The 26,967-nt window shown below is 41.3% G+C and carries 28 protein-coding genes; all 28 read right to left on the bottom strand.

All coding sequences use genetic code 11. The features are described from left to right. Positions 1 to 13: 13 nt before the first annotated feature. Positions 14 to 1,465, bottom strand: a complete 1,452-nt coding sequence (gene guaB, locus CEQ75_RS13075; RefSeq protein ID WP_089611302.1) for an IMP dehydrogenase — start codon at positions 1,463 to 1,465, stop codon at positions 14 to 16. A gap of 150 nt (positions 1,466 to 1,615) precedes the next feature. Next, on the bottom strand, positions 1,616 to 1,840 hold the full coding sequence (locus CEQ75_RS13070) for a helix-turn-helix transcriptional regulator (protein WP_089611299.1): 225 nt from the start codon (positions 1,838 to 1,840) through the stop codon (positions 1,616 to 1,618). 54 nt (positions 1,841 to 1,894) lie between these two features. Further along, on the bottom strand, positions 1,895 to 2,659 hold the full coding sequence (gene cobS / locus CEQ75_RS13065; protein ID WP_157677467.1) for an adenosylcobinamide-GDP ribazoletransferase: 765 nt from the start codon (positions 2,657 to 2,659) through the stop codon (positions 1,895 to 1,897). Positions 2,660 to 2,752: 93 nt separating this feature from the next. Further along, complete coding sequence (locus tag CEQ75_RS13060) at positions 2,753 to 3,034, bottom strand: translation initiation factor 2 (protein ID WP_198306541.1); 282 nt, start codon at positions 3,032 to 3,034, stop codon at positions 2,753 to 2,755. A gap of 107 nt (positions 3,035 to 3,141) precedes the next feature. Continuing rightward, positions 3,142 to 3,984: a PHP domain-containing protein gene (locus tag CEQ75_RS13055; protein WP_089611295.1), complete on the bottom strand. Its 843-nt coding sequence runs from the start codon at positions 3,982 to 3,984 to the stop codon at positions 3,142 to 3,144. Between the two features lie 19 nt (positions 3,985 to 4,003). Beyond that, positions 4,004 to 4,936, bottom strand: a complete 933-nt coding sequence (locus CEQ75_RS13050; RefSeq protein ID WP_242965477.1) for a dipeptidase — start codon at positions 4,934 to 4,936, stop codon at positions 4,004 to 4,006. Between the two features lie 82 nt (positions 4,937 to 5,018). Then, positions 5,019 to 5,279, bottom strand: coding sequence for a stage V sporulation protein SpoVS (spoVS, locus tag CEQ75_RS13045; protein ID WP_089611291.1), 261 nt, complete (start codon positions 5,277 to 5,279; stop codon positions 5,019 to 5,021). A gap of 111 nt (positions 5,280 to 5,390) precedes the next feature. After that, positions 5,391 to 6,173, bottom strand: coding sequence for a TIGR00282 family metallophosphoesterase (locus CEQ75_RS13040; protein WP_089611289.1), 783 nt, complete (start codon positions 6,171 to 6,173; stop codon positions 5,391 to 5,393). A 22-nt stretch (positions 6,174 to 6,195) separates the two neighbouring features. Next, positions 6,196 to 6,714, bottom strand: coding sequence for a hypothetical protein (locus tag CEQ75_RS13035; protein WP_089611287.1), 519 nt, complete (start codon positions 6,712 to 6,714; stop codon positions 6,196 to 6,198). A 320-nt stretch (positions 6,715 to 7,034) separates the two neighbouring features. After that, positions 7,035 to 8,573: a ribonuclease Y gene (gene rny / locus CEQ75_RS13030; RefSeq protein WP_089611285.1), complete on the bottom strand. Its 1,539-nt coding sequence runs from the start codon at positions 8,571 to 8,573 to the stop codon at positions 7,035 to 7,037. Positions 8,574 to 8,949: 376 nt separating this feature from the next. Beyond that, positions 8,950 to 9,477 (bottom strand): regulatory protein RecX, encoded by a 528-nt coding sequence (locus CEQ75_RS13025; protein WP_089611283.1) that lies wholly within the window; start codon positions 9,475 to 9,477, stop codon positions 8,950 to 8,952. After that, positions 9,455 to 10,501: a recombinase RecA gene (gene recA / locus CEQ75_RS13020; RefSeq protein WP_198306540.1), complete on the bottom strand. Its 1,047-nt coding sequence runs from the start codon at positions 10,499 to 10,501 to the stop codon at positions 9,455 to 9,457. The genes CEQ75_RS13025 and recA overlap by 23 nt, the downstream gene beginning before the upstream one ends. A 117-nt stretch (positions 10,502 to 10,618) precedes the next feature. After that, a complete protein-coding gene (locus CEQ75_RS13015) occupies positions 10,619 to 11,095 on the bottom strand; it encodes a CinA family protein (protein WP_089611281.1) in 477 nt (158 codons plus the stop codon). Positions 11,096 to 11,234: 139 nt separating this feature from the next. Further along, positions 11,235 to 12,728 (bottom strand): AAA family ATPase, encoded by a 1,494-nt coding sequence (locus CEQ75_RS13010; RefSeq protein ID WP_338031967.1) that lies wholly within the window; start codon positions 12,726 to 12,728, stop codon positions 11,235 to 11,237. Positions 12,729 to 12,782: 54 nt separating this feature from the next. Further along, positions 12,783 to 13,292: a hypothetical protein gene (locus tag CEQ75_RS13005; protein ID WP_089611277.1), complete on the bottom strand. Its 510-nt coding sequence runs from the start codon at positions 13,290 to 13,292 to the stop codon at positions 12,783 to 12,785. 90 nt (positions 13,293 to 13,382) lie between these two features. Next, complete coding sequence (gene pgsA / locus CEQ75_RS13000; RefSeq protein ID WP_089611275.1) at positions 13,383 to 13,925, bottom strand: CDP-diacylglycerol--glycerol-3-phosphate 3-phosphatidyltransferase; 543 nt, start codon at positions 13,923 to 13,925, stop codon at positions 13,383 to 13,385. Beyond that, on the bottom strand, positions 13,922 to 15,244 hold the full coding sequence (gene rimO, locus CEQ75_RS12995) for a 30S ribosomal protein S12 methylthiotransferase RimO (RefSeq protein WP_089611272.1): 1,323 nt from the start codon (positions 15,242 to 15,244) through the stop codon (positions 13,922 to 13,924). Before rimO ends, pgsA begins: the two co-directional genes overlap by 4 nt. Before the next feature lie 31 nt (positions 15,245 to 15,275). Further along, a complete protein-coding gene (locus CEQ75_RS12990) occupies positions 15,276 to 16,067 on the bottom strand; it encodes a RodZ domain-containing protein (RefSeq protein ID WP_089611270.1) in 792 nt (263 codons plus the stop codon). Positions 16,068 to 16,164: 97 nt separating this feature from the next. Next, the gene (locus CEQ75_RS12985) at positions 16,165 to 18,468 is read right to left on the bottom strand and encodes an FtsK/SpoIIIE family DNA translocase (RefSeq protein WP_089611268.1); all 2,304 of its coding nucleotides are present in this window, start codon (positions 18,466 to 18,468) and stop codon (positions 16,165 to 16,167) included. 432 nt (positions 18,469 to 18,900) lie between these two features. Then, the gene (locus tag CEQ75_RS12980) at positions 18,901 to 19,101 is read right to left on the bottom strand and encodes a YlzJ-like family protein (RefSeq protein WP_157677465.1); all 201 of its coding nucleotides are present in this window, start codon (positions 19,099 to 19,101) and stop codon (positions 18,901 to 18,903) included. 1 nt (position 19,102) lies between these two features. Beyond that, on the bottom strand, positions 19,103 to 19,816 hold the full coding sequence (locus tag CEQ75_RS12975; protein WP_089611264.1) for a ClpP family protease: 714 nt from the start codon (positions 19,814 to 19,816) through the stop codon (positions 19,103 to 19,105). A 99-nt stretch (positions 19,817 to 19,915) separates the two neighbouring features. After that, positions 19,916 to 21,577 carry a ribonuclease J gene (locus CEQ75_RS12970; RefSeq protein WP_089611262.1) on the bottom strand — a complete coding sequence of 554 codons (1,662 nt, stop codon included), beginning with the start codon at positions 21,575 to 21,577 and terminating at the stop codon, positions 19,916 to 19,918. A 229-nt stretch (positions 21,578 to 21,806) separates the two neighbouring features. After that, entirely contained in the window at positions 21,807 to 22,688 is an 882-nt protein-coding gene (gene dapA, locus CEQ75_RS12965; RefSeq protein ID WP_089611261.1) for a 4-hydroxy-tetrahydrodipicolinate synthase, read from the bottom strand. A gap of 9 nt (positions 22,689 to 22,697) precedes the next feature. Further along, positions 22,698 to 23,909: an aspartate kinase gene (gene dapG / locus CEQ75_RS12960; RefSeq protein WP_089612632.1), complete on the bottom strand. Its 1,212-nt coding sequence runs from the start codon at positions 23,907 to 23,909 to the stop codon at positions 22,698 to 22,700. A gap of 170 nt (positions 23,910 to 24,079) precedes the next feature. Next, positions 24,080 to 24,682 (bottom strand): dipicolinate synthase subunit B, encoded by a 603-nt coding sequence (locus CEQ75_RS12955; RefSeq protein WP_089611259.1) that lies wholly within the window; start codon positions 24,680 to 24,682, stop codon positions 24,080 to 24,082. 36 nt (positions 24,683 to 24,718) lie between these two features. Further along, positions 24,719 to 25,600: a dipicolinate synthase subunit DpsA gene (gene dpsA, locus CEQ75_RS12950; protein WP_089611257.1), complete on the bottom strand. Its 882-nt coding sequence runs from the start codon at positions 25,598 to 25,600 to the stop codon at positions 24,719 to 24,721. A gap of 92 nt (positions 25,601 to 25,692) precedes the next feature. Then, positions 25,693 to 26,496 (bottom strand): 4-hydroxy-tetrahydrodipicolinate reductase, encoded by an 804-nt coding sequence (gene dapB / locus CEQ75_RS12945; RefSeq protein WP_089611255.1) that lies wholly within the window; start codon positions 26,494 to 26,496, stop codon positions 25,693 to 25,695. A 178-nt stretch (positions 26,497 to 26,674) separates the two neighbouring features. Then, positions 26,675 to 26,932, bottom strand: coding sequence for a YlmC/YmxH family sporulation protein (locus CEQ75_RS12940; RefSeq protein ID WP_089611253.1), 258 nt, complete (start codon positions 26,930 to 26,932; stop codon positions 26,675 to 26,677). Positions 26,933 to 26,967: the final 35 nt, after the last annotated feature.

Genomic DNA, 26,967 nt, shown 5'->3' with positions numbered 1-26,967 from the left:
GTAGAAGCTCATCTTATAAACTATAATTTGGCGCTTCCTTGGTAATCTGCACATCGTGGGGATGACTTTCAGCTAATCCTGCAGCGGTAATTCTGATAAATTTAGAATTTTTCTTCAGGTGTTCAATGGTTGGAGTACCGCAATAGCCCATCCCGGCTCTTAAGCCGCCAATTAATTGAAAAATAGTCTCTGCCAGAGAACCTTTGTAGGGTACTCTTCCTTCAATCCCTTCTGGGACAAGTTTATGGGCATCGTCTTGGAAATAGCGGTCTTTACTCCCTTGTTTCATGGCAGCGATGGAACCCATACCACGATATACTTTAAAACTTCGGCCCTGGTAAATTTCAATGTCTCCGGGGCTTTCTTCTGTACCGGCAAAAAGGCTGCCCACCATCACAACATCTGCTCCGGCTCCAATTGCCTTAACGATATCTCCCGAATACTTGACGCCGCCATCGGCGATAATAGGAATCTCGTATTCAGCAGCTGCCTGAGCACAATCATAAATGGCTGTGATTTGTGGTACGCCAATACCTGCGATTACCCTGGTGGTGCAAATAGACCCGGGGCCTACCCCTACTTTGACGGCATCTGCTCCGGCATTGATCAATGCTTTGGTTGCTGCTCCCGTGGCTACATTTCCCGCGATAATACCTTTATCCGGAAAGGCATTTTTTAATTTCTCAACGGTTTTAATCACTCCTATAGAATGGCCGTGAGCTGTATCTAAAACGATGAGATCTGCTCCTGCTTTAAACAGTTTTTGAGCTCGTTCCATAGTGTCGGAAGTAACACCCACAGCCGCAGCAGCCAGCAATCTCCCATTTTCATCCTTGGAAGAATTGGGATATTGACGGGTCTTCTCTATATCTTTAATGGTAATTAAACCTCTCAGATATCCTTTTTCATCTACAATCGGTAATTTTTCTACTTTATGCTGTTGTAAGATTTCTTTCGCTTGTTCCAAATTTGTGCCGACAGGAGCTGTAATTAATCCTTCTTTGGTCATCACTAGATCGATTTTTTTGGTAAAATCTTTCTCAAAACGCAAATCACGATTGGTCAGAATACCCACCAGTTTACCCTCAACTGTAATAGGTACGCCGGAAATATGATATCTTTCCATGATCGCCAAGGCATCGCTAATCAGGTGGTTCGGGCTGAGAAAAATTGGATCGGTAATAATGCCATGCTCCGATCTTTTTACTCGATCCACTTCCATCGCCTGGGCTTCAATAGACATGTTTTTATGAATAACGCCAATTCCGCCTTCACGTGCAATCGCAATGGCCATACGTGAATCTGTTACCGTATCCATGCCTGCACTCATCAGAGGAATTTTCAAACCGATTTTTTTTGTTAATTTCGTGGCAACATCAATTTCTTTTGGTAAAACTGCCGATTCTTGAGGAACCAGTAATACATCGTCAAATGTCAATCCTTCTTTGCTAAATTTATCCTCCATGATTATGCGCACCTCTCTTATGATCCATCTCCCAAATATTTTTCCTATTATAGCATAACTCACTTAAGGTTGCCATAACTACTTAAAATATTGTATCACAATTATTCTGTCAGGTGAAAATGAAATTTCACCTGACAGAATAAGAAATTTTTAATCCTGCCCTATGACAGAACCGATGCCATACTGTTCAAAATGATTCCTCAAATGCTGCACGGTTTTTTCTGACGTATTTAGGTCGACGGCAATTTCTTGATCACTTTTATTCCCGGCAAATGCTTCAATTAATTGGTTAAAGTCTATGTTTTCCTCGGCACATAATTCATTTAAATGCGGCTGCCAGTTCCATGGAACACGTGCAGGAAAATCATCATACATTATTAACACTTCCTCTCTTTTTTTTAGTATCTCCAAAAGAGAAGGAAAAATGTTTTAAGATCCCATGGTCATAAAAAAATATTCTGTGATCAGGTAAGCCAGAATAAAAACAACCTCCGATAGTTCAGCCACTGCGCCGCATACATCTCCGGTTAAACCGCCCAAGATCTTGGCAATCGATTTGCAAAAGTACCACATGATAAAAAATGCCAGCACAAAAGGAATCAATGTCAGCCATTTTTGAAAAATGATGATGGGTAATAATGTCAGGATCGAGGCCAAGGGGAAATCCCATTTTCTTTGATAGGTCATAAAAATATGACCTAAACCTTCTTTGCGGGCACCAGGGAAATATAAGAGAGAAAACACCATCATCCAGCGGGAAAAAATAAAAGCCATGGGAATGATCCAAAAAATATTCAGATGGTTTTGCCCGATGACCCCATATAGCACGAACTTCAAGAGTAAAAAAACGATGACTGCAGTAACACCATGGGCACCTACATGACTGTCCTTCATAATTTCCAGGATTCGTTCCCTGGTACGGGCAGAAAAGATCCCATCTGCCGTATCTATGAATCCGTCTAAATGCAAGCCTCCGGTTAAAAGTACCCCAGTCAGCAAACCTAAAATTGCTGCTAACTGATAATCGATAAAACTAAAGGCATACAACACTGCGGCAACAGCCAGTCCGATCACCAAACCAACGATAGGAAAATAGCGGGAGGTTTTCCCCATATCTTCCTCTCCATAGATAAAATTAATTTTTAATGGAATTCTTGTTAAAAAGGTAAATACGATTAATATTTCTTTTATCATTGAAACCTCTCCCCGGATCGGAAAATAAAAACGAAAAAACCTCAGCCTTCCAGCTGAGGATATACATTTAACTGCATATCTCTTCATAATATTCTAAATAGATGATGGAAATGAATCTTTCGATGGTTCGGATGGTTCCATATTAGCTTCTAATTCCATAATTCTGCGGTTTTTTGACAGTATATTTTGAGCATAGAGGGCATTGCTTCTCTGCAATTTTCGATTTTCTTTTTCCAGTTTTGTTAAGACATTGCTGCGCTCTTTCTCTAATTTTTCTACTAAATTCATTAAGACCCTGCGGCTCACTCGAAGATGTTCGATTCTTTCCTCCAATTCTTCAATGCGTTTTTTCATCATCAGATTATCTGTGGACATGTATTCTCCCCCAAGACGCATATTTTTATCTATTATATTCCAAGAAGAGAATCTTTAGTCATTTGAGGCTTTAAAATGCTTAATAAATTATTTCAAAAATTATCGTTTCAAAGGGATGGAGCAGAATTTTGTTCTTCTTTAAGGAGCAATAATTCATCCCAGATGGCTGACCCCACATATTTGCTGCCCAAAATGGAACGCTTTCCGTCTGGAATTCCGTGAAAGTCTGAACCACCGGTGATGATCAAGCCATATCTTTGAGCCAGTTTAAGGTATCTTGATTCATCGGACAATTTATGATCCGGGTGATAAACCTCAATGCCCAACAAACCTGCATGACAAAGAGATTGGATCAGATGGTCGGCTTTTGATAATCCAGGATGGGCTAAAACCGGTATTCCGCCGGCTTTTTTGATCATTTGTACAGCTTCTGTCGGTTCCAATTTAAATCTGGGTATATGGGCAGGACATCCTCTGCCGATCAACTTCTGAAAAGCTTCTTGAACCGAAGCGACCTGGCCTTTTTTATATAAGAGATAAGCAAGATGAGGTCTCCCCACAGAACCTGCCCCAGCCAGGGCAAATACTTCTGAACCGGTTATATCATAACCCAATTCAGTTAGTTTATCAACCATTTTGATAATTCTGTCAATACGAGCCTTTTGCAATTGATTCATTTTCTTCCGGAACCAAGGTAAGTGAAAATCTATGAAATAACCTAAAATATGAATTTCTGTATTTTGATAATCTGTACTGAGTTCAATGCCGGGGATAATGGGGAAATTTAACTTCTGTCCCACTTCCACAGCCCTATCTAAGCCTTCTACAGTATCATGATCAGTGATGGCAATGCCGTCCAAATTTACCTCTTGGGCTAATCGAATAATTTCTTGAATGTCAAACGTTCCATCTGAAGCTTTTGTATGAATATGCATATCGAATCCTGGCATGCTTTCTCCTTTAACGGTTTTATGATTGAGGAAGAACAGTTTTAAAAAGTCTGATAAAATTTCCTCCCATTATTTTTTCAACATCCTTCAAAGGATATCCTTTCTTTAATAATTCTTCACCAATGCAGGAAATTTTGGTCACATCCTCCAATCCCCGGGGCATGGTTTCCGTACCGTCAAAATCTGAGCCCAATCCTACATGATCAGGACCGGCTAAAGATACGGCATAATCAATGTGTTCGATAACATGCTCAATACTAATATCTCCGGCCCCTAAAAAATCCGGAACAAAAGTAATCCCCATTACGCCATCATTTTGGGCCAGGGCTTTGATCTGATCGTCATTAAGATTACGCCGATGGGGATATAGCCCATGGCAATTTCCATGGGAAACCATCACGGGATGGTGGGTGTGCTCCAAGACATCCCAAAAACCTGCCGGGGCAATATGAGCTAAATCGATTACCATGCCCAGCTTATTCATTTCCTGAACCACCAGGGTGCCGAAGGATGTCAACCCTCCTTTGGTGACTGATTCCCCGCAGCCATCGGCGATTTCATTTCTTTGATTCCAGGTGAGCCCAATACTGCGCACCCCTAAGCGAAAAATGAGATGCAGTAAGGGGAGCCTGCCGCAAAGGATCTCCCCTCCTTCCACAGCAAGGAGGGCATGGAGGATATCTTTTTGATTAATAGTGGCAAGATCCTCCTGAGAACAAACCAGCTTGACCTGCTCTTGATTCTGCTCCACTGCCTGATGAAATTTTTCAATTAAAATTAATCCCTGTTGCAAGGACTGAAAGGGTTTATAAGATGAGTCAATATAGGCAGCAAAAATTTGTAAATTGACGTTTGCTAATGCTCTTTTAAAATCCAAATGGGCTGCACTGCCTAAATCAAATAAATCACAAATTTCGTTAGTTTTCAGGATGCTGTCACAATGACCGTCCACAACAATCAAAATTCTACCTCCTTGAAATAGTTTTCGGATGAAAAAGGACCTACTTAATTATTAAGCAGGTCTTCATTGATCTTTATCTGGGTTCCACAATTAATTTTATCGCAGTACGTTGTTCACCATCAATCATAATATCGGTAAAAGCTGGGATACAAATTAAATCAACTCCACTGGGAGCAACAAAGCCTCGTGCAATCGCCACAGCTTTCACAGCTTGATTCAAGGCACCTGCACCAATTGCCTGGATTTCAGCTGTCCCTTGTTCTCTTAAAACTCCTGCAAGTGCTCCAGCGACAGAATTTGGACTTGACTTCGCCGATACTTTTAACACTTCCATGATTTTACCCCCTTAGCGTCATCCATTACTATTGCTCTTTCTTTAAATATGTATATTCGCTAAATTAAGGAAAAATCCTCTGAAAAAAAATTTTTTTAAAGCTTCAGGCATTTAAAGTGCTTCCAGCATGGTTTGTACCGGTATTATTGAAATAGCTTTGCCCTGCTTATTTAATTCCAATACAGTTGCATTCAACTGAATATCCCCATGGGCAATTTCAAATTTTACCGGCATCGAGGTAATAAATTTTTTGATCACAAGATCTTTATCCGTACCTAAAACAGAATCTCTGGGTCCTGTCATACCCACGTCTGTCATATAAGCCGTACCCCGGTGTAAAATGCGGGCGTCTGCCGTCTGGATATGGGTATGGGTACCTAAAACAGCACTGACCCGTCCATCTAAGTACCAGCCCATTGCTTGTTTTTCTGAAGTTGCTTCGCCGTGAAAATCTACAATCACATTAGGAGTCAGATCTTTGATCTCTGCTAAGATGCGTTCCATTGCCTGGAAAGGGCAGTCTAAAGCAGGCAAAAAAACTCGTCCGGCTAAGTTAATGACAACAATTTTAACCTGATTGACAGAGAAGATGTTCCAGCCTTTTCCTGGGGTACCGGGGGGATAATTAGCAGGACGAATGATGCGTTCTTCATGATCGATAAAATCCAAAATTTCTTTTTTGTCCCAGACATGATTACCCATGGTCACCACGTCCACACCATAATTACTGATTTCTTCGAATATTCTTTTGTTAATCCCCGTACCATTGGCTGCATTTTCACCATTGGCAATGGTAAAATCAATGTGATATTGATCTTGAATCTCATTTAATTGTTGCCGCAAAATTTCCCGGCCCGGTTTACCTACAACATCTCCAACAAACAATATTCTCAATACTCTTTTCCTCCTAGCGGGACTAACGATTAAAAACCAATACTTTTCCTTCTTCTCTGTAAGCAACTAATTTGTTATCTACGATCCCGTTTTTAATTCCTTCCAACATATGGCCGATCATTTCATCCTGTATTTGGATATCTTCTGCCCACATTTCTTCACTAATATCCACAATGAGAGCATAAGGAAAATGGATTTGAATTAATTCCATTAACAGGGAAATTTCGTCCTTAGTTAAGGTATCCACATCTCTTTTTACATCAATCATCGAATAATGATCATGTTGCTTTTCTTCAACGGCACAAAGCTGAGGTTTAATTATTTCTAATTGATGATACGTTTGCAAAGCCTCCAAAATGGCTTGCCTTTTCTCAGCAATCTGCAGTATTTTTCTATCCCCTGAAATAATAAAGGTTAAACGTATTTCATGAGTTTGTGGATCAAAATGAATTGAGCCCACTTCCGGATAACGTAATAAAATTGAGATGAGGAGGCCTACACATTCAGAGACACCTTCCCCATGCTTATATGATACGGACACAAGTAGCACCACCTTTTTCGTAGGTCATATTCTGATTCTCCAACATATTGATAAACTCCTGCTTTAGGGCGGTAAGAAAAATAATGTTATATCATGTTAATATTTAGTCACAGGTGGCCGGAATTGTTGGATTCCGCACTGGAAGTAATAAATAAAACTTGGTTTCCGCCAAGCCGAAGGCTTTACGGAAACCTTAGTTGCACTTATACTTTCAACTTTAAATTTTTTACTTCCTGAAAGTAAAAAATAAGGGAACCTGAAAGTTCCCCCACAGAAAATTTCATATATATTTAACAATTAAGTCTGCTACAATTTAAACCTTATTTTGCATAATCCACTGATCTCGTTTCCCGAATTACAACAACTTTAATTTGTCCCGGATACTCTAATTCTGATTCGATTCTCTTGACAATATCTCGGGCTAAGCGAGGTGAGGAAATGTCATCTACCTTATCAGGTTTAACCATAATACGGATTTCACGTCCTGCCTGAATGGCAAAAGCTTTTTCTACTCCTTCATATGAATCCGCAATTTCTTCTAATTTTTCTAATCTTTTGATATAAGATTCCAGGGTTTCTCTTCGGGCGCCTGGTCTTGCTGCTGAAATCGCATCTGCTGCCTGAACTAAAGCTGCTTCAATGGTTTTTGTTTCGATATCTCCATGGTGAGCGGCAATGGCATGAACGATTTCCGGTGATTCCCGGTACTTTTTCGCCAAATCTGCACCAATGGTGACATGGGGTCCTTCCACTTCATGATCGACAGCTTTCCCCAAATCATGAAGCAAGCCTGCCCTTTTTGCCATTTGTTCATCGGCGCCTAACTCAGCAGCCATAATTCCTGCCAGATGGGATACTTCAATGGAATGCTTCAAAATATTCTGTCCGTAACTGGTGCGATATTTGAGTCTGCCTATTAAGCGAATGAGTTCCGGATGCAAGCCATGAACCCCTGTTTCAAAGGTTGCTTGCTCCCCTTCTTCCCGGATTCGCTGATCCACTTCCTTTTGGGCTTTTTCCACCATTTCTTCAATGCGAGCAGGATGAATGCGGCCATCCAGAATCAGTTTTTCTAAAGCAACTCGGGCAACCTCTCTTCTGACTGGATCAAACCCGGAAAGAATCACAGCTTCAGGCGTATCATCAATGATCAGGTCAATCCCGGTTAATGTTTCTAGTGTACGAATGTTTCGCCCTTCCCGTCCGATGATCCGACCTTTCATTTCATCGTTAGGCAGAGCAACAACTGATACCGTTGTTTCTGCCACATGATCTGCCGCGACTCTTTGAATCGCCAACGTAATGATTTCGCGCGCTTTTTTTTCTCCGTCTTCTTTCGCTTGCTTTTCAAGATCTTTAATCAAAATAGCAGATTCATACTTAATTTCTTCCTCAATATTGGATAAAAGAAGTTCTTTGGCTTGTTCTGATGTCATACCTGATAATCGCTCAAATTCTTCCACCTTTTTTTCGTGTAATTCAGAAATAGCATTTAATTTGTCCTCTGCTTCTTGCTCTTTTTTAACCAGAGAATCTTCTTTTCGTTCGATGGCATCAGTTTTGCGATCCAAATTTTCTTCTTTTTGAACCAATCTTCTTTCCAAACGTGTTAACTCATTGCGCCGATCTTTATTTTCTCTCTCAGCATCAGATCTCATACGGTGAATTTCTTCTTTTGCTTCTAAGAGAACTTCCCTTTTTTTCGCCTCAGCGTCTTTATAGCCGTCTTCAAGGATCTTTTTGGCTGCTTCTTCAGCGGAATTAATTTTCGCCTCAGCAAGCTTTTTCCGCACTAAGTATCCTATCAAAAAGCCAACGGCAATGCCTGCCAAAATATAAATTACATAGTATAGCCACAAATTGTCCTTTCACCTCCCAGCGTATTTTTTTATTTCATAATCGTAATATTGACAAGGAAATTTCCAGGTTCAATAGATTTCTTACGCCCCAGTGTATTATTTCTCTTGGTGCTTAGATATCATTAAAATAAATGAATCCTGACGATAAAAAAACCGAGTATAAACTCGGTTTTAGAATACAAACGAGATAAACGAGTGCTATGGATCTCAAACCAGCAAAGGAAAATTCTGTTTACATCAGCGCACCATAAAGCAAACATATTAACAAATATGTATCATGATTTGCTCTTCCTCATGTTTTATGCCTCAGTTTTAAGATATATTAAACCCGTTCCAGGTCTTATATTCTAATCCTTGTTCTAATAGAGACATTTTATTATTTTTCTGGATAAATGTCAAGATTAATAGCCTGAAACCTGTCAAGCATCTCCAAAATATGATGCAGTTTAAACCCCTTTCTTACCAGCTGCGCAACCACCTTTTGGTGTTCCTTCTCAATATTTTTACTTTGTTCCAATATTCCTTTAATGGATTTCTTCTCAATCAAGTGCAGCAAACATTTCTTTTCATCCTCTTCAGAATAAAAGGCATCAAAATGTTCTTCCAAATCAAAAGGGGAGACACCTTTGGCAGCCAATTCCTTTCTTACCAGCCAACGGCCTTTCGGTGTAATATGTTGACGATAGTAACACCAGCTTTCGATAAAACTGATATCATCTAAATATTTTAGTTGAATCAGTTGGGAAATTGCTTGATTTATCTCTTCCAGAGGATATTCTCTTTCTAAAAGCAGGGTTCTTAGTTCTTCAATTGACCTGGGGCGAATTGTTAATAATTTTAAAGCCCGTGCCATCAGGCTGCAGGAGTTCTTTGTTTTATTATTATTGATCTTCTTCATCATCATTCATTTCACTGCCGGAAGCGCCAACGCTGATTAATGGGATTCCTTGGGCATTTTCCCGAATTCTCCGCTCAACCTCTTGAGCCATTTCCGGATGAGTTTTAAGATATTCTTTGGCGTTTTCTCTTCCCTGGCCGATTCTTTCATCCCCGTAAGAATACCAGGAACCACTTTTATTAATAATATTCAACTCCGCACCGATGTCTAAAAGATTTCCTTCTTTGGAAATTCCTAAGCCGTACATAATATCAAATTCAGCTTGTTTAAAGGGAGGCGCTACTTTATTCTTAACAATTTTTACCTTGGTTCGGTTGCCGATCATATCTGATCCCTGTTTTAACGTTTCCGTTCTTCTGACCTCCATGCGAACAGATGAATAGAATTTTAACGCCCGCCCCCCCGGTGTTGTTTCCGGGTTACCGTACATGACTCCTACTTTTTCTCTGATTTGGTTGATAAAAATCGTTGTCGTACGGGTCTTGCCAATAACAGCTGTAAGCTTTCTCAATGCCTGGGACATTAATCTGGCTTGTAAACCGACATGGGCATCACCCATTTCGCCTTCGATCTCAGCTCTTGGCACCAAAGCAGCTACAGAATCGATGACTACGATATCGACGGCGCCGCTGCGGACCAAGGCTTCTGTGATTTCCAAAGCCTGCTCTCCGGTATCCGGTTGAGATACCAGCAAATTTTCTAAATCTACGCCGAGATTTTGGGTATAAAGGGGATCAAGGGCGTGTTCCGCATCGATAAAGGCAGCTGTCCCTCCCATTTTTTGAGCCTCGGCTATGATATGCAGAGCCACCGTTGTCTTTCCTGAGGATTCAGGTCCGTAAATTTCCACAATTCTGCCTCTGGGGACTCCACCTATTCCTAAGGCCAGATCAAGGGCCAGGGACCCCGTAGGAATTACATCGATTCCCGCTTTTGCAGCTTCCCCTCCTAAACGCATAATGGATCCTTTACCAAATTGCCTTTCAATTTGACTTAGTGCCTGATCTAAAGCACGTAATTTATCGGACATCTTTATTTCCCCCTCTTCAAACAAATGTTCGTATTTATTGTACTAGGTTTATCTGGAGTTTGTCAACTGTCAATTTGAAAATTATTTCCTGTTTTTAAATAAATTTCACAGCCCCGACTATTTAAAATAATGAAGTACTAAATTGATCCCCTCTTGCACCGTTGCCATCCTGATCTCGTGCCGCGGGCCGGTAAAATAAAATTTCCGCACAACACAAGAATCTTCCAGAGCCAAAGCCATATAAACCAGACCCACGGGTTTGGTTTCAGTTCCACCTGAAGGACCGGCAATACCGGTAAAGGAAATTCCTAAATCAGATTGAGCCAACCTTTTTACTGATTGAGCCATAAAAAAAGCGGTCTGATAACTTACCGCACCAAATTGATTTAAGATTTCCCAGGGAATGCCAAGTTGTTCATGTTTAGCCAAATTACTGTATGTAATTACACCTAAACCGAAACAATCTGAACTTCCTGGAATTTCAGTTAACGCACCGCTAAACAATCCGCCGGTGCACGATTCAGCCACGGCAATTGTTTTTCCTTTTGCTTTTAATCTTTCAATCAATAATTGCAATAATTGATTATTCATCATCCTAATCACCACCTCAATCAATGCACTATTCAGATTTCGTTCTGAACAAGATAAAATCCTTTTATTTGATTAAACATTTTCTAATTAAAAATCAAAACTCAGACCGTGACCGATCCGAGCTTTGATAAAACACCCAAGACTAAATGTTTGAAACATTAAGTGATGGATTTTGAAGCATTTCTCTCAGTGCTTCTCCGGCAATGTGTTCCTGGTCATCGAGGATATCCACCATTCGGTGTAAAATATACTCCCCTTTACGGATCATGGCCCGAGTCATTTTCTCTTGAGCATCGAGAATAAAACCGATTTCTTCGTGGATTAAGTCCTTTGAAATCAATTCATGATCCACAATACCCAGACGGGAAAAGCCACACTCAATGATTTGCTTTGCAAGGGTAATCGCCTGCTTAAAATCGTTTAAAGATCCGGAGCTTTTGCTTCCCAAAAATATTTCTTCTGCAACAGCACCTGCTAAGGCAATTTTAATTTGATGCTCTAAGTATTCCTTGGTGTACAAATAAATATCGGAGGCAGGTGCCTGCCGCATATAACCCAGAGCTTTTCCACGGGAGGTAATGGTAACATAGGCCACAGAATTTTGACGTAAGGTTTCACTCACCAATGCATGCCCTGATTCATGGTAAGCGATGCGTTTTTTTTCTTCTTTCGTAGGTGTTTTTTCCGCCCTTTCACCCATCATCACTTTATCAATGGCTTCCTTGAGATGTTTCTGGCAGATGAATTTTTCTTCCTCTCGCAGGGCATAGATCGCGCCCTCGTTGCAGAGGCTTTCTAGTTGAGCCCCCGAAAAGCCAAAAGTTTCTTTGGCAATTACCGACAGATCAACATCCTGACATAAAGGCTTGTTGTTGGTATGGATCTTTAAGATTTGTAATCTGCCCTCAACATCGGGCAAATCCACATTAACAATACGGTCAAAACGCCCCGGTCTCAGTAAGGCATCATCAATCAAGTCCGCCCGGTTTGTCGCACCCATGAGCAGAATTTGCAATTCGGGATCGGTATTGATACCATCCATTTCCACTAGCAGCTGGTTTAATGTCTGGTCATATTCTAAGTGACTGGAATGACTGCCCCTTTTCCCCCCCAAAACCTCAATCTCATCGATGAAAATAACGGCACTTCTCTTTTTCAGCTTTTGAGCTTGATTTCTTGCTGATTGAAAAATGCTGCGTATCCGCTGCGCGCCCACGCCGGCATACATCTCAATGAATTCTGATCCGGATGCCGCTATGAATACCGAATCCGTGTAGGTGGCCGCGGCCTTTGCTAAAAGGGTCTTGCCTGTTCCCGGAGGACCGGTGAGCAAAATTCCTTTTAAGGGTCGAATGCCCATGACTTGATATTTATCGTAATGTTTCATAAAGTCTAAAGCTTCCTGAATCTCAAGTTTAGCCGGTGCTTGTCCGCCAATATCATCAAACCGTATCCCGGGATGATGGACAGCTGTTCCCATAAAAGAATTCTTTAATAATCCTTTCTTCTCAAGTAAAATATATAGCACCACGCCCATAACAGCCAAGATCAGAACCGGAACCACATCATAACCGGAAAAACCTAAAAAAGCTGCCAGAGCAAGAAGCATCCCGATCACAATTTCTTTTTTCATCATTCAGCCCCCCTTCTTTTGTACTTTTGATAATATTCATGAGTCCAGCGGCATTCTTTAGCTATACATAGAAGGGCTGAAATCCGGCCGCTCGATGATCCGATAAAGATAATGGTTTTCTGAAGAGATAGACAAATAGATTCTCTCTTGATCAAGAAAGATTCTGGCATCTATGCCCCGATTCCGGCAAATTTCCTGAATTACCCGGGTCATTTCTGTAAAGTTGCCCCGCATCAGACCTTCCTGAAGAGGTATTTCACATTCTAAGACAAGAGATTCCAGTTCTTTTGAAGGACGGTCTTTTATGATAATTTCATAATCACGTTTCCCGACAATATTAGCAGCTTCCTGGAAAGATGCTTTGATATTGCTAACTTTGTTCATAGTAAGGATAATCTTTCGATCCTCAATTCGGACCTCTGTTACGCCCGGAATATCTCCCAATTTTGCCTGAAAACGATCTGCCATATATTGGTTTTGATAAAGAAATCGGCCGCCCATCAAAAGGGCGAAAAAAAGGCTGGCAATGACGAAAGTCAATCCCAGACTCTTGATATGATGTTTCACAGATATCACTCTCCTTATCTGATAAGAAAAGTATAACATGTGATCACTATAGAAACCTTATGAAATGTTTGGAAATAACGAGAAATTGGCTTAGTTTTCTTTCAGTAATTTTCTAGCTTTCAAGAAATAATCCACGCCGGAGGCAATGGTAAAACCAACAGCAATATACAATAAATATGAACCGATGGGATTGGGAAAAACAGGCCAGTATAAATCATGTAAAAGAATCACTGAAATTGCCACAATTTGAGAAACTGTTTTAAATTTTCCCAATTTAGACGCAGCAATGATCACACCTTCACTGGCAGCAATTGCTCTTAACCCGGTGACGGCAAATTCCCGTCCGATAATAACAATGGCCACCCAAGCCTTAATCATGTCCAACTCCACCAGAGAAATAAGAGCGGCGGAAATCAATAGTTTATCCGCTAAAGGATCCATCAGTTTCCCTAAATTCGTTACCTGTTTACGGGAGCGGGCAATATACCCGTCCAAACCGTCGGTACTGGCAGCAATGATAAAAATGACTGCTGCCAAAATATCTCCGTATTTTGGAATCCTGGTAAGCAGAATAATCATAAAAACAGGGATTAAAAATATGCGCGCTAAAGTAAGTTTGTTTGCCAGATTCATGATTCGATTATCTCTCCTATTAAATCATAAATGTCAGAACCGGTCACTAGAACTTGTTTGATTTCACCCTCAGGCAGCGTATCTCCTTTTATTAAAACAACTCCGTCAACGTCAGGCGCCTGATAACGGGACCTTCCTTTGTAATATTCGGGGTTATCCGACAATTTTCCTTCAATGATGACAGAAATTGTTTTTCCAACCCATTTACTTTGATTTTGCTGGGAAATCTTGCTTTGCAAGGACATTAAACGATGGTATCGTTCTTCTTTTACTTCCTCAGGAACCTGATCCTTAAATAAAGAGGCAGGGGTATCCTCCTCCTGGGAATAAGTAAATGCTCCCAACCAATCAAACCTGCATTTTTCAATAAAATCCAATAAAACTTGAAATTGTTCCTCTGTTTCTCCGGGGAAACCAACCATGAAAGTTGTCCTGAGAGCCACATCCGGCATCATCGTCCGAATATGAGTAATAAGCTTTTCCAAGGAATCTCTTGACCCTTTGCGGCCCATTCTTCTAAGAATATTCTGGTCGGCATGTTGAAGAGGGATGTCCAGATAATGACAAATATTATCATGTTTGGCCATGACCTGAAGCAGTTCATCAGTAATTCGTTCCGGATAACAGTAAAGAACCCTGATCCACTGAATTTTCTCTTGAGCGATGGTATCCAATAGTTCAGGAAGTTTTTCTTTTCCATATAGATCTAACCCATAATAAGTTGAATCTTGGGCAATAAGGTTAATTTCTTTGACCCCTTTAGCAATGAGAAGACGCACTTCAGAGAGGATTTCTTCTATCGGCCTGCTTCGATAAGCGCCGCGTAATTGAGGAATCAAACAATAGGTGCAATGATTATCACAGCCCTCAGCGATTTTTACATAGGCCATGTGCTGAGGTGTTGTCAAGTAACGATCCGGGTTCAGAGCCTGGATTTTACCGGAGTGTTTCGGGATCATCCCCGCTAGTTTCTCTTGGATTAAATCCCCGATTTGAGAAAATTCAGAAGTGCCTAAAATCCCATCAATTTCAGGAATTTCTTTCAGCAGTTCTTCTCGGTATTTTTCGGCTAAACAACCGGTAACGATGAGCAGCTGACATCGTCCCTTCTTTTTATAGGATGCCATTTCCAGAATCGTTTCAATGGATTCTTTTTTGGCAGGAAGAATAAAACCACAGGTATTCACTACAATAATTTGCGCTTGGGAAAATTCTTTGGTAATAATAAATCTATCATTACGCAAAATTCCCAACATGATTTCACTATCCACAAGGTTTTTAGAACAACCCAAGCTGGTTAAAGCAACATAAAAATCCAATCTTAAACCCCTTTTCCCATATAGTTATGTATCAATTTCTTTCCGGATATTCTTTGGTCAGAACCTGGTTTTTAGCTCCCACCGGATAGATTCGATCCCCATTGGTAATGGTCTCAACCACGCCGGCATTTCCGTATTTAATAACAATCTTTTCCTGCCCGGCAAAAGTGCGGTTATCACCTGCTGTTAAAGTACCTTGGTAATCCTTTTTACCGTCAATGGTCACCCCAATCCAGCAGCTGTCTTCTCTAACGATCACAGTGACGGAAACTCCGTTAATCTCTGTTTCGGGATTTATTCCGGTATTATTTTCAGTTGTCCCCACAAGGGCAGAGGTTTCAGGGTTTTTATCCAACGAGTTTTGACCGTTCGGTATCTTCTGAGGTTCCTGACCATCGGATGACTCACTTCCTGAAATTCCGTCCTTGGGAAGGTCTGAATTCTGATCCCCCAAAAAGGCCGAAACGATCCCGCCTAAAAGAAAAATTCCCAGCAGGACACCGATTAGAAATAATAATCTGGGTTTCTTCACACGAATCTTAATCTTCTTCTGCCCTACTCTTCCTTTTCCTTCTTCACGATGAACTTCTGTTGGTAAATTAGTTTTTAAAATGTGCACTAATTCTTCATCATTCAATCCTAAAAAACGGGCGTATGTTCTGAGGAAGCCAATGAGATAAGCCCTGCCTGGGAGGGCATCAAAATCATTTGCTTCCAGGGCGATCAAATACTTCATTCTGATTTTTGTATTATCTTCAGCTTCACGGAGGGATATGTGCTTAGCTTCCCGCGTCACACGTAGTTTTTCTCCAATGTCATCCATGAAGATCACCTCATTTCTAGGTTTTAAACGGGATGATTCCGACAGAAACAGTATATCAAAGATCAATTTTTGTTACAAGATAGGGCCCGGGAATCCTTTAGAACTCATTTTCCTGCAATCGTTCAAATTGTTCCAAGGTGATAAGAATATTTCTTGGTTTTGATCCTTCATAACCGCCCACAATGCCTTTATTCTCCAGCATATCCATTAATCTGGCTGCTCTGGAATAACCAACACGCAGACGGCGTTGAATCAGGGATACGGAAGCCTGGCCGGTGGTAAGGATTAATTTTGCTGCATCTTCAAAAAGTTCATCTGTCTCCCCACGTTCTTCCTCTTTTGTCAGCTCATGTTGAAAAATCCCGTCCAAATATTCCGGTTTTGCTTGATGGGCGCAATGGGACACGATGGAGCTGATTTCTTCTTCAGATACATAAACACCCTGCACTCGGATGGGTTTTGCGGCCCCCACCGGATAAAAAAGCATATCTCCCCGGCCTAGCAACTTTTCGGCACCTGCCATATCCAGAATGGTTCGGGAATCAATTTGAGAAGAAACAGCAAAGGCAATACGGGATGGAATATTGGCCTTAATCAAACCGGTGATGACATCAACGGAAGGTCTTTGGGTTGCGATCACAAGATGAATGCCGGCTGCCCGCGCCATTTGTGCCAATCTGCAAATGGCATCTTCCACATCATTGGGGGCCACCATCATCAGATCCGCTAATTCATCGATCAAGACCAGCATTTGCGGCAATTCTTCTCCGGTACCCTTTTTTAATTCATTAAAACGGTGTAGATCCTTAACGCCTGTTGAGGCAAAAACATTATATCTGTTTTCCATTTCGTGTACAATCCATTTTAAGGCCCCGGCTGCTTTTTTTGGATCAATAACCACTGGTGTTATTAAATGGGGCAGCCCATTATAATTTGCTAATTCCACCATTTTGGGGTCAATCATTAAAAATTTAACCTCAGAAGGCTTGGCTTTATATAAAATACTGCAAATCAGAGAGTTCATACAAACACTTTTGCCCGAACCAGTGGATCCTGCAATGAGCAGGTGGGGCATGGAGGACAAATCAGCCACAACCCCATTACCGCTGATGTCTTTGCCCAGAGCAACTGTTAATTTAGAAGAGGCTTGTAAAAACTGGGGTGTTTCCAATACTTCACGGAATGAAACCGTGGATATTTCTTTTTTGGGAACCTCAATCCCGATTACGGATTTGCCCGGAATCGGTGCTTCAATTCTTACGGACGGGGCTGCTAGATTTAATGCAATATCATCCGCTAAATTAACAATTTTACTGACTTTTACCCCGGGACAAGGCTGCATTTCAAACCTTGTGATAGCAGGACCACAGCTTACCTGGGTCACTTTTACCTTGACCCCGAAGCTGTCTAAAGTGTCTTCCAAAATACGAATGCTGTCTGTAATTTCCTTGTTCATTCTGGGGCTTTTTATTTTAACCGCACTTTGTAATATGTCCAGGGAAGGCAAACGATAAGAATCATCTTCTATTTTATGATTCATGGGCAGGGCAGGCTGGTCTTCCTGCTCCTTGGTATTTTTATGATTAGCTACTTGAGGCATAAACTCTAAAGGCTTCGGCACGGAAATAATATTCTGATCATTTTCTTCCCAGGGTTTCACAGGTTCCGGGGAGTTGAATTCATGATCAATAATAATCGGCAGTTCTTCATTTTCTTTTATGGCCTTTTTTTTAAAAAGTGATTTTCTAGGGTTTTCTTTCCTTTCTTTCTTTTGTTTCTTTTCGTCCTCATCTTCATAGATAAAATTGGTCACAGCAAGTTGAAATTTATGTAAAATATTGCCTAGCGTCTTCATGAGGCGCTGCAAAACAGAAAAGATTGAAATCTCAGTAATAAGAATAATGCTCACTACGGTTAAGGCGCTTAAGATGATTTGGGTGCCAATCACACCAAAGCCCTTTTGCATGAGATAACAAAGAACGGCCCCGATGAAACCGCCGCCTTCCCCCCTAATTCCGGTGGCAACAAATGATTTAAAATTATCCGCATCAATATAAAGGTGTAACAAAGTAATAAAACATAAGAAAAGCAGTATCATGCCCCATAATTTTTGCTTAATAAAACTGTAAGGCTGCTTTTTAAATAACAAAATCCCAAAAACTATCATCAGTACGGCAACTAAATATCTGCCCATACCAAATATTCCAGCGAGCACCTTGACGGCAAAAATTCCAATGGTCCCCATTTGTTTAGGATCCCCAATATTATTAATCGGAACTAAATAAAAACTGATTAAAAGCAAAATACCCAGAGCGATTAATGAAATCCCCAAAATCTCATGTCTGGCTCCTTCTTTCAGCAGTGCAGCATCTGCTTTTGATTTTTGTTTAGGTTTAGCCATCGTTTCACCTCAGAATCTTATCATGAAAAAATTATTTATTAAACTCTTGAAGAAAGCGCAACATTCAGTTGCGCTTTCAAAAAAATGTAATAGCCATAAATAGTAAAGCTTCTAAGCATGTTAATAATTAAGGATTAAAGCATGCTCCGATTGTTTTAGATCTAAATAATTATACCATATAATTATAACATGCGTCTCTTATCTTTTCTATCATTTCACTAATATATTAATGAAATGCATCCATTACACCCTGCTGGTAACTTGGGATTACCTAATTGCACTCAACCTTTAAAATTTATATCCTTTGAAAGTATAAAGAAAACTTTCTTATACAGGTCAGCCTGCATTAAGAAAGTTTTCTTTTGTACTTTCTGAAAGATGCTCCTCATTCGGACGGATATTCTTTCATTGATCTGAAAATGTTGACCTAGATTAATGGAATCCATTTCCAGGCCCAAAAGATTGTTTTAGAAAATCATTAGGATCTGTACTGAGCAACTGGACAATCACATCCTGATTGTTTTCACCAGACTCGACAATGAAATCTCGCCCCATGAATTTTTTTACCTGGTATTCCCGTTTCTGATCATAACCTTCTAAAATCATTTCTTCCGGCATAATGGTCCATAACAATTTAATGCACCTCGACATTTTTTGTAGTGTTTTCTTCAATCAAAGAGTTCATTTTCCTAATTGCTTCTCCGACACCACCTACTTCATCGATCAGACCCAGCTTGACCGCTTCTTTACCCACGACAATTGTGCCCACATCCCGAGCCAATTCACCTGTTGTCGTCATGAGTTTTCTAAAATTACTTTCATCCATCCGGGAATTTGCTGTGATAAAATTAATCACACGATCCTGCATCTTATCCAAATAGTCAAAGCTTTGCTGCACACCAATCACTAATCCTGTTAAACGAATCGGGTGAATGGTCATCGTTGCGGAATGGGCAATGAAGGAATAGTCTGCCGCTACGGCAATGGGAACACCGATGCTGTGTCCCCCGCCTAAAACTAAAGAAACAGTAGGCTTAGATAAACTACTGATCATTTCCGCAATGGCCAAACCTGCTTCAACGTCACCACCTACCGTATTTAATATGATCATGAGACCTTCAATATCCGGGTTTTGTTCCACCGCAACCAGTTGAGGAATAATATGTTCATATTTTGTCGTCTTATTTTGCGGAGGCATGACCAAATGACCTTCCACCTGACCCACAATAGTAATTACATGAATATTACTTTTTGATACCGGTAATTGAGTTTGTCCCAGCTCCGTAATCAAATCTGCTTTTTCTGGAGATTGGTCATTTTCTTGAGGTTCAATCGTAGGTTCTTCCATTTTTTACTTCACTCCTTCTCATGCTTTAGATCTAGTATGAGAAGAATGAAGAAAAAAAATACACAGTGTCTCCACTGCGTATTCTTAATTAAAATTTTATTACATTTCACTGATAATGGGAATAATCATCGGTTTTCTTTTTGTTTTTTCGTATAAATATTTGCCCAGGGTATCCCGGATGGAAGATTTTAGATTGGACCAATCCTTAATTTTTTCCTGATCATACTTTTCTATAACGGATAAGATTTTTCTTCGGGCATCCTCCATCAGTTTTTCTGATTCTTTTACATAAACAAAACCTCGGGATACAAGATCAGGTCCGGCGGCAACTGTGCCGGACGCCTTGTCCACGGTAAGGGTAATAATCACAATCCCGTCTTGAGATAATTGTTTACGGTCTTTTAGCACCACATTGCCTACATCACCCACACCAAGTCCATCTACTAAAACTCTGCCTGCTTGAACTTTACCGGCCAGTTGTCCTTTTTTCTTGGTAAAATCAATGACTTGTCCATTTTCACCGATGAAAATATTTTCCGCCGGAATGCCCATTTGTTCGGCTAATTTGGCATGTTTATAAAGCATGCGGTATTCACCATGGACAGGCACAAAGAACTTTGGTTTCACGATATTAATCATGAGCTTAAGCTCCTCCTGGCTGGCATGCCCGGATACGTGAATGCCGGCTATCGATTCATAAATCACATCAGCACCCAGTTTAAACAGATGGTCGATGGAACGGGCAACAGATTTTTCATTGCCGGGAATAGGCACTGCTGAAATAATAATGGTATCCCCCGGCACAATATGAATCTGCCGATGATCCCCCATAGCCATTCTTGTCAAACCTGACATCGGCTCACCTTGACTTCCCGTTGTCAAAATCACGACCCGGTTACCTGGTACCTGATCAACTTCATCAATTTCAATCAGAGTATTTTTGGGTATTTTCAAATAACCCAGTTCAGAGGCAACGTTGACCACATTTACCATGCTGCGCCCGATTACGGCCACTTTGCGATTATATTTGGCTGCAGCCCAGATGGCTTGTTGAACCCGATGAACGTTGGAGGCAAAAGAAGCGAGAATAATTCTGCCTTTTGCCTGTCTGAAGGTTTCATCAAAGGTCTCTCCCACAGATCGTTCTGATTGGGTGTAACCCAAGCGTTCCACGTTGGTGCTGTCCGACATCATCAGCAGTACGCCCCGTTCCCCTAAAGCAGCAAATTTATGAAAATCTACAGGCTCTCCGTCAATCGGCGTCATATCAATCTTAAAGTCTCCGGTATGAAGAATGATGCCTAAGGGCGTATGCACAGCCACCGCCACTGCATCGGCAATGCTGTGGCTTACCTTGATAAATTCAACCTTAAAAGGTTCGATTTTTAATATATCTCTTGGTTTCACCACATTCAAAGTTGCGGTAACGTGATGTTCTTTTAACTTCCCTTCAAGTAGACCTAAGGTTAATTTTGTTCCATAAACCGGTACATCCAAATCTTTTAAAACATATGGTAGTGCGCCAATGTGATCTTCATGCCCGTGGGTCAGGATAATTGCTTTTACTTGTTCTTTATTTTCCAACAGATAGGTGTAATCCGGAATGACCATATCCACACCTAGCATTTCATCTTCTGGAAACATCAAACCAGCATCAATTACAATCATGTTTTCTTCGTACTTGATCACTGTCATATTTTTCCCGACTTCACCGAGACCGCCTAACGGTATCAAGGATATCTTTGCATTTTTATCTACCATTTGTCCACCTCCTTTATTAAAAAATTTTGGCAGCAGAAGACCTGCAAGATCAACTGCTGCTCTTATATTGTTATCCAAAGATTGTTTATCACTTTTTCCTGTTATAGGATTGAAATGAATAGTTAAACCTTGGGATAAAAATCATAATCCATAAAAATTCCGTGCACCAAATTATATTATAACATAAACATAATATATTATTGCCATTCTTGCTAGAAGAATCCATAAATTATTTTAGTAATTTGTATTGTTTTAACAGCTGTTTAATAAAACCTTGTTCTTCTGCTGTTGCTTCCGTCAAAGGAAGCCGAAAGCCGCCTACATTCCATCCTAACATATTTAATGCCGTTTTGATAGGTACAGGATTGGTGGTAACAAATATCCCTTTGAACAAATCAAAAAGTTGCAGGTGGATCTCCAGAGCTTTCTGAGAGTGACCGGACTTAAATAATTCGATCATTTGTTTGATTTGCTTCCCTGCTAACTGAGCCGCCACACTGACAACCCCTGCACCACCCAGGGAAAGCATGGGTAATGTGGCAGAATCATCTCCGGAATAAATCGCAAAATCTTCCCCCGTCAATTTTCTGAGCTCTGAAACCTGATCCATATTTCCCGCCGCTTCCTTAATAGCAACGATGTTCTCTATTTCTGCCAATCTTTGTACAGTCCTGGGCAGCAAATTGCACCCGGTTCTGGTGGGAATATTATAAAGCATAATTGGGATGCTGACACTCTCTGCGACCGCCTTAAAGTGTTGATAGAGGCCTTCCTGGGTGGGTTTGTTATAATAAGGGACCACCAGAAGCAAACCGTCCACGCCTACTTTGGCTGCCGCCTCCGATAATTGAATGGTTTCTTTGGTATCATTACAACCCGTTCCTGCAATGATGGCACCTTTCCCGGCGATCCCTTCTTTCACACGGGAAAATAAGGTTAGCTTTTCCTCAAAGTTCAGGGTGGGGGATTCACCGGTTGTTCCAGAAATAACCAGGGAATCAGATCCATTTTCCAATAAATATTGGGCAAATTTCTGAGCCTGATCAAAATGCACGCTGCCATTTTGGTCAAAAGGGGTGACCATGGCGGTGATCACTGAACCAAAATTCATATTTTCACCTCATCCTAAATTAAACTTCTCATGTAAGGCACGAACGGCTTCTTCCATATCCGATTGGGGTACCAAGCACCAAATGCTGGTATATGAGTCGGCGGATTGCAGTATTCTGATATTTTTCTCTGTCAATGCTTCCACAATTTTCGACATGACACCTGGAATTCCTGTCATCCCAGCCCCGACTGCGGCCACTTTGGCACAGTTGAGATGAGTGCTGATTTCCAGACCCAGATCCTGAATCAGCGAGATTGCCCGGGCAGAGACATCATCCCTGACAGTAAATATGGTTTCTGTTTCATTGATCGTAATAAAATCTACGCTGATTTCATTTGCTGCCAGCACTTTAAAAACCTGCTGGGAAACATGTTGATCCTTCGCCGGGTTATGAATAATTAACTGAGATACATTCGTTTTTTGGGTAATTCCCGTAATCGTGTTATCATTGATGCTGTCTGTGACGGTATCACCGGCGGCGCCATTTGCCACCATAGTGCCGTTCCCATCCAGAAAAGTGCTGAGCACCCTTAAAGGAACATTGGCTTGCATGGCAATTTCAACGGCCCGGGGATGAATCACCTTCGCTCCTTCATGAGCCAATTGGCAGATTTCGTTATAGGTAATCCTTTCCAGAGTTTTTGCATTATTGACAATTTTGGGATCGGCAGTTTTAACACCATCCACATCGGTATAGATATCAATACGATGGGCTTTCAGGGCCGCTCCCAGGGCCGCAGCAGTGGTATCGCTTCCCCCCCGGCCCAGGGTTGTGATCTGACCTTCTTCTGTCATCCCTTGGAAACCTGCTACGATCACAACCTGATTTTTTTCCAGTTCCCGATAAATCTCAACCGGGTTTACCCGGACAATGCGGGCATCGTTATAGCTATCATCGGTGATAATACCCGCCTGACCACCAGTTAAACAAGCAGCCTGAATACCTGCGGCAGCCAATTCACTGACCAAAACAACGCTGGAAATAATCTCACCGCAGGACATTAATAGGTCTAAATCTTTTTTGGAAAGGATCTTGGCGTCAGGAACCAGATCTTTCAGGGTATCCGTAGCATATGCCGCACCCCTTCTTCCCATCGCAGAAACAACTGCGACAACTTGATTCCCATCTCCGATTGCCGCGCTGATTTTTTTGATGACAAGTTTTCTTTGTTCTTCGGTAGAGAGGGAAGTTCCGCCAAATTTTTGTACCAGAACCCTCATCTTTTCACCTCTGTCTTCCATTTTCACGATACTTCAAGCCTCAATATCCAAGGTCTTTGATTATTATGTCCAGAAACAGAGTTTTTGACTTTAGTCCGGGTTTTTACCATTAGATGCTTATCGATAGATGAATAGAAAACAAACTTGGCTGACGCCAAGTTTCCGGCCCATTAACAACAGGCTTCTTCATATTGAACTAAGACAGGCTGTATTTGTTTTCCCTGCAAACTGCCCACCACGGTATCGGCGATTTTGCTCATATGTGCAACTAAAGAATTAGATTTTCCGGCAGGATTGTCTTGACCGAAAGGTACAAAATAGATGTTCTTCGAATTTAGTAATATCCCTAAATTACAGGCAGCAAAGCCCAGACCGTCGTTGGTTGAGATTGCCACAACCACAGGATTCTGGTTTCTTAATGTCGCTTTTGCTGCCATTAAGACCGTACTATCGGTGATGCCATGGGCCAGCTTTGCCATGGTGTTCCCTGTGCATGGAGCAATTACCAAAACATCCAGCAAATTTTTTGGACCGATGGGTTCCGCTCCAACAATGGTTGTAATAACTTTGTTTTGGGTAGTTTTTTCCAAAGCTTCTTTCCAGTGGGCTGCGGTGCCAAAACGAGTATCCATACTATCCACCGCATGGGATATAATTGGATAAACCTCTGCCCCTTCTTCATGAATCAACCTTTCGATTTCCTTAATGACTTTCTCAATGGTACAATGGGAACCAGTCAGGGCAAAGCCGATTTTTTTATCCTTCAAACGCATAAAAGCACCTCCCGAAAAATACCAAAGACCAACCTTTTAATGATGAGTTGCAAGGATGCCTGGATAGGCCTCCGCTAAAATCCTGCCTGCAGTGAGGGGCGCAACTTTGCCGGGCAATCCCGGAGCCAAAACAGCTGAGATACCTAATCTTTTTGCTGCCTCAAAATCCGTGCCTCCGGGATGTGATGCCAGATCAATGATCCATACTTCTTTTTTGACCTGCTGCAAAACCTGTTCATTGATGATTAAGGCCGGAACAGTATTAAAGATTAGATCTTCGAGATGAACATCATCGGATAATTCGGCTAAGGTTTTTGTATCATAAGCAAGACTGTGGCATTTAGCTAATTGAATTTTATTTCTCGCGCAAACCGTAACCTTTGCCCCTAAACATTTCAAGCGTATCGCCAATGCCTCGCCAATTCTGCCATATCCGATAACCAAAGCCCGTGAACCGTGGATCGTCATGGGCGTTTTTTCCATCGCCAATTGAATGGCTCCTTCTGCTGTGGGAACAGCATTGGGAATGGCAATCTCATCTAACTCCGCCACCTCAATTAGAAAAAAGCCCAGGGATGCAGCTAATTCTTTTAAATAGCAAGATGCCCGGCCTACCAAAACAGGGACATGTTCTTTGATGCCAGCCAGATCCTCCCGAGAGATGGTTATTTTCTCCTGGTGCAATTTGGTGTAGAGAATGCCCAGATCATTAACCCCCGGCATGGGAAGAATTACTCCTTCAGCATTGTTAACGGCCTCCCGGCAGGTAGTGCAATTATGTATGCGGGAAGGCAAAAGGTTCTTTGGTAAACCAAATGTTTTTATTTCATATCCTTGCTCCAACAATAACTTGATCAGGATAATTTCCCGTTCATCTCCGCCCAACACAGCCAGACATTTTTTTGCAGGGATATCCATTTCCTTACCTCCTCTCGGATAAGGTTACCAGCTTAGCTAGTTATAATATATGATTGGTCAATATTAGAGGTGCCTGAAAGATATGTAGTTTTTTACCAAAGCAATTTCTCTAAACCGTATACAACTCCCTTCATATTTAAAATGTTTCTTATCGCTAATAACACGCCGGGGACAAAGGAATCTCTGCTTAGAGAATCATGTCGAATGGTCAGTGTTTGCCCTTGCCCGCCAAAGATGACTTCCTGATGGGCGATGAGTCCGGGCAGCCGCACACTATGGACACGCATCCCTTGATAATAACCCCCACGACTGCCAGGTATTTTTTCAAATTCGTGACTGGCGCCCTGATGCATCTCTTTTCTGCTTTCTGCAATCATCTCCATCGTTTTCAAGGCGGTACCGGAAGGAGCGTCCATTTTTTGATCATGATGTTTTTCAATCACTTCAACGTGAGGAAAATATTTGCCGGCCTCTTGGGCAAAACGCATCATCAAGACCGCACCCAGAGCAAAGTTCGGGGCAATAAAAACAGGGGTCTGATGTTTTTCTGTCAGTTCTGCTAATTCTTCCACATCATGCGAGGTTAAGCCTGTTGTGCCTACGACAGATGCAACTTTATGAGATAAGGCTGTGCGAATGTTTTTCATCACAGCCTGGGGATTGGTGAAATCAATCATAATTTGTGGTTTTGTATCAATAATTACTTGTTCCAGCTTGTCCTGAATCGTAACGTTAATAGCTTCTTCCCCGGCATAAAATCCAATATCTTTGCCGATCATCTTAAAATCAACTGCGCCCACCACTTGAATATCAGGTTCTTTCATAATTCCTGCTAAAATATCCTTGCCCATTTTGCCGCCGGCACCCGTTAGTATGATCCGATATTTTTCCGTCATTTTTATCACAACCTCCTATAAGATTCTATCACTAGTTATATTCCATTTTACAAAAAAAAATCCTGCCTTCAGACCGAAGAAGCCCTTCAGGTAAAATAAATAGCCAAGGTATGAATGCACAGGCATGTACAAACAAACCTTGGCTCGCGATGCAATCTGACATGGGGATTAAATTCCCTTACCACATCCTCCCATGAGATTCATCAAGATCAACAACAACTACTTCTGAACCGACTTTTTTTACGGACTCCCAGGGAATGATAAGCTGCTGTTTCTGAAACCATAAATTTAAGAGATGACTTTTATTGGGCAGGATGATGGATTCTATGCCTCCGGAAAAGGGGTCAATCACTAAGTCTGAATCTCCGATGGTACCTAAGATTTCTCCATCATAAACATTGACAATTTTTTTTCCGACTAATTCACTTAATCTCATAACGATCACCTTTTCTTCGATTGTTATAAAATTAT

The sequence above is a fragment of the Dehalobacterium formicoaceticum genome, from assembly GCF_002224645.1.
Lineage (GTDB): Bacteria > Bacillota > Dehalobacteriia > Dehalobacteriales > Dehalobacteriaceae > Dehalobacterium > Dehalobacterium formicoaceticum.
The sequence above is the reverse complement of the archived record's forward strand: the minus strand, read 5'-3'. Positions and strand labels throughout refer to the sequence as shown.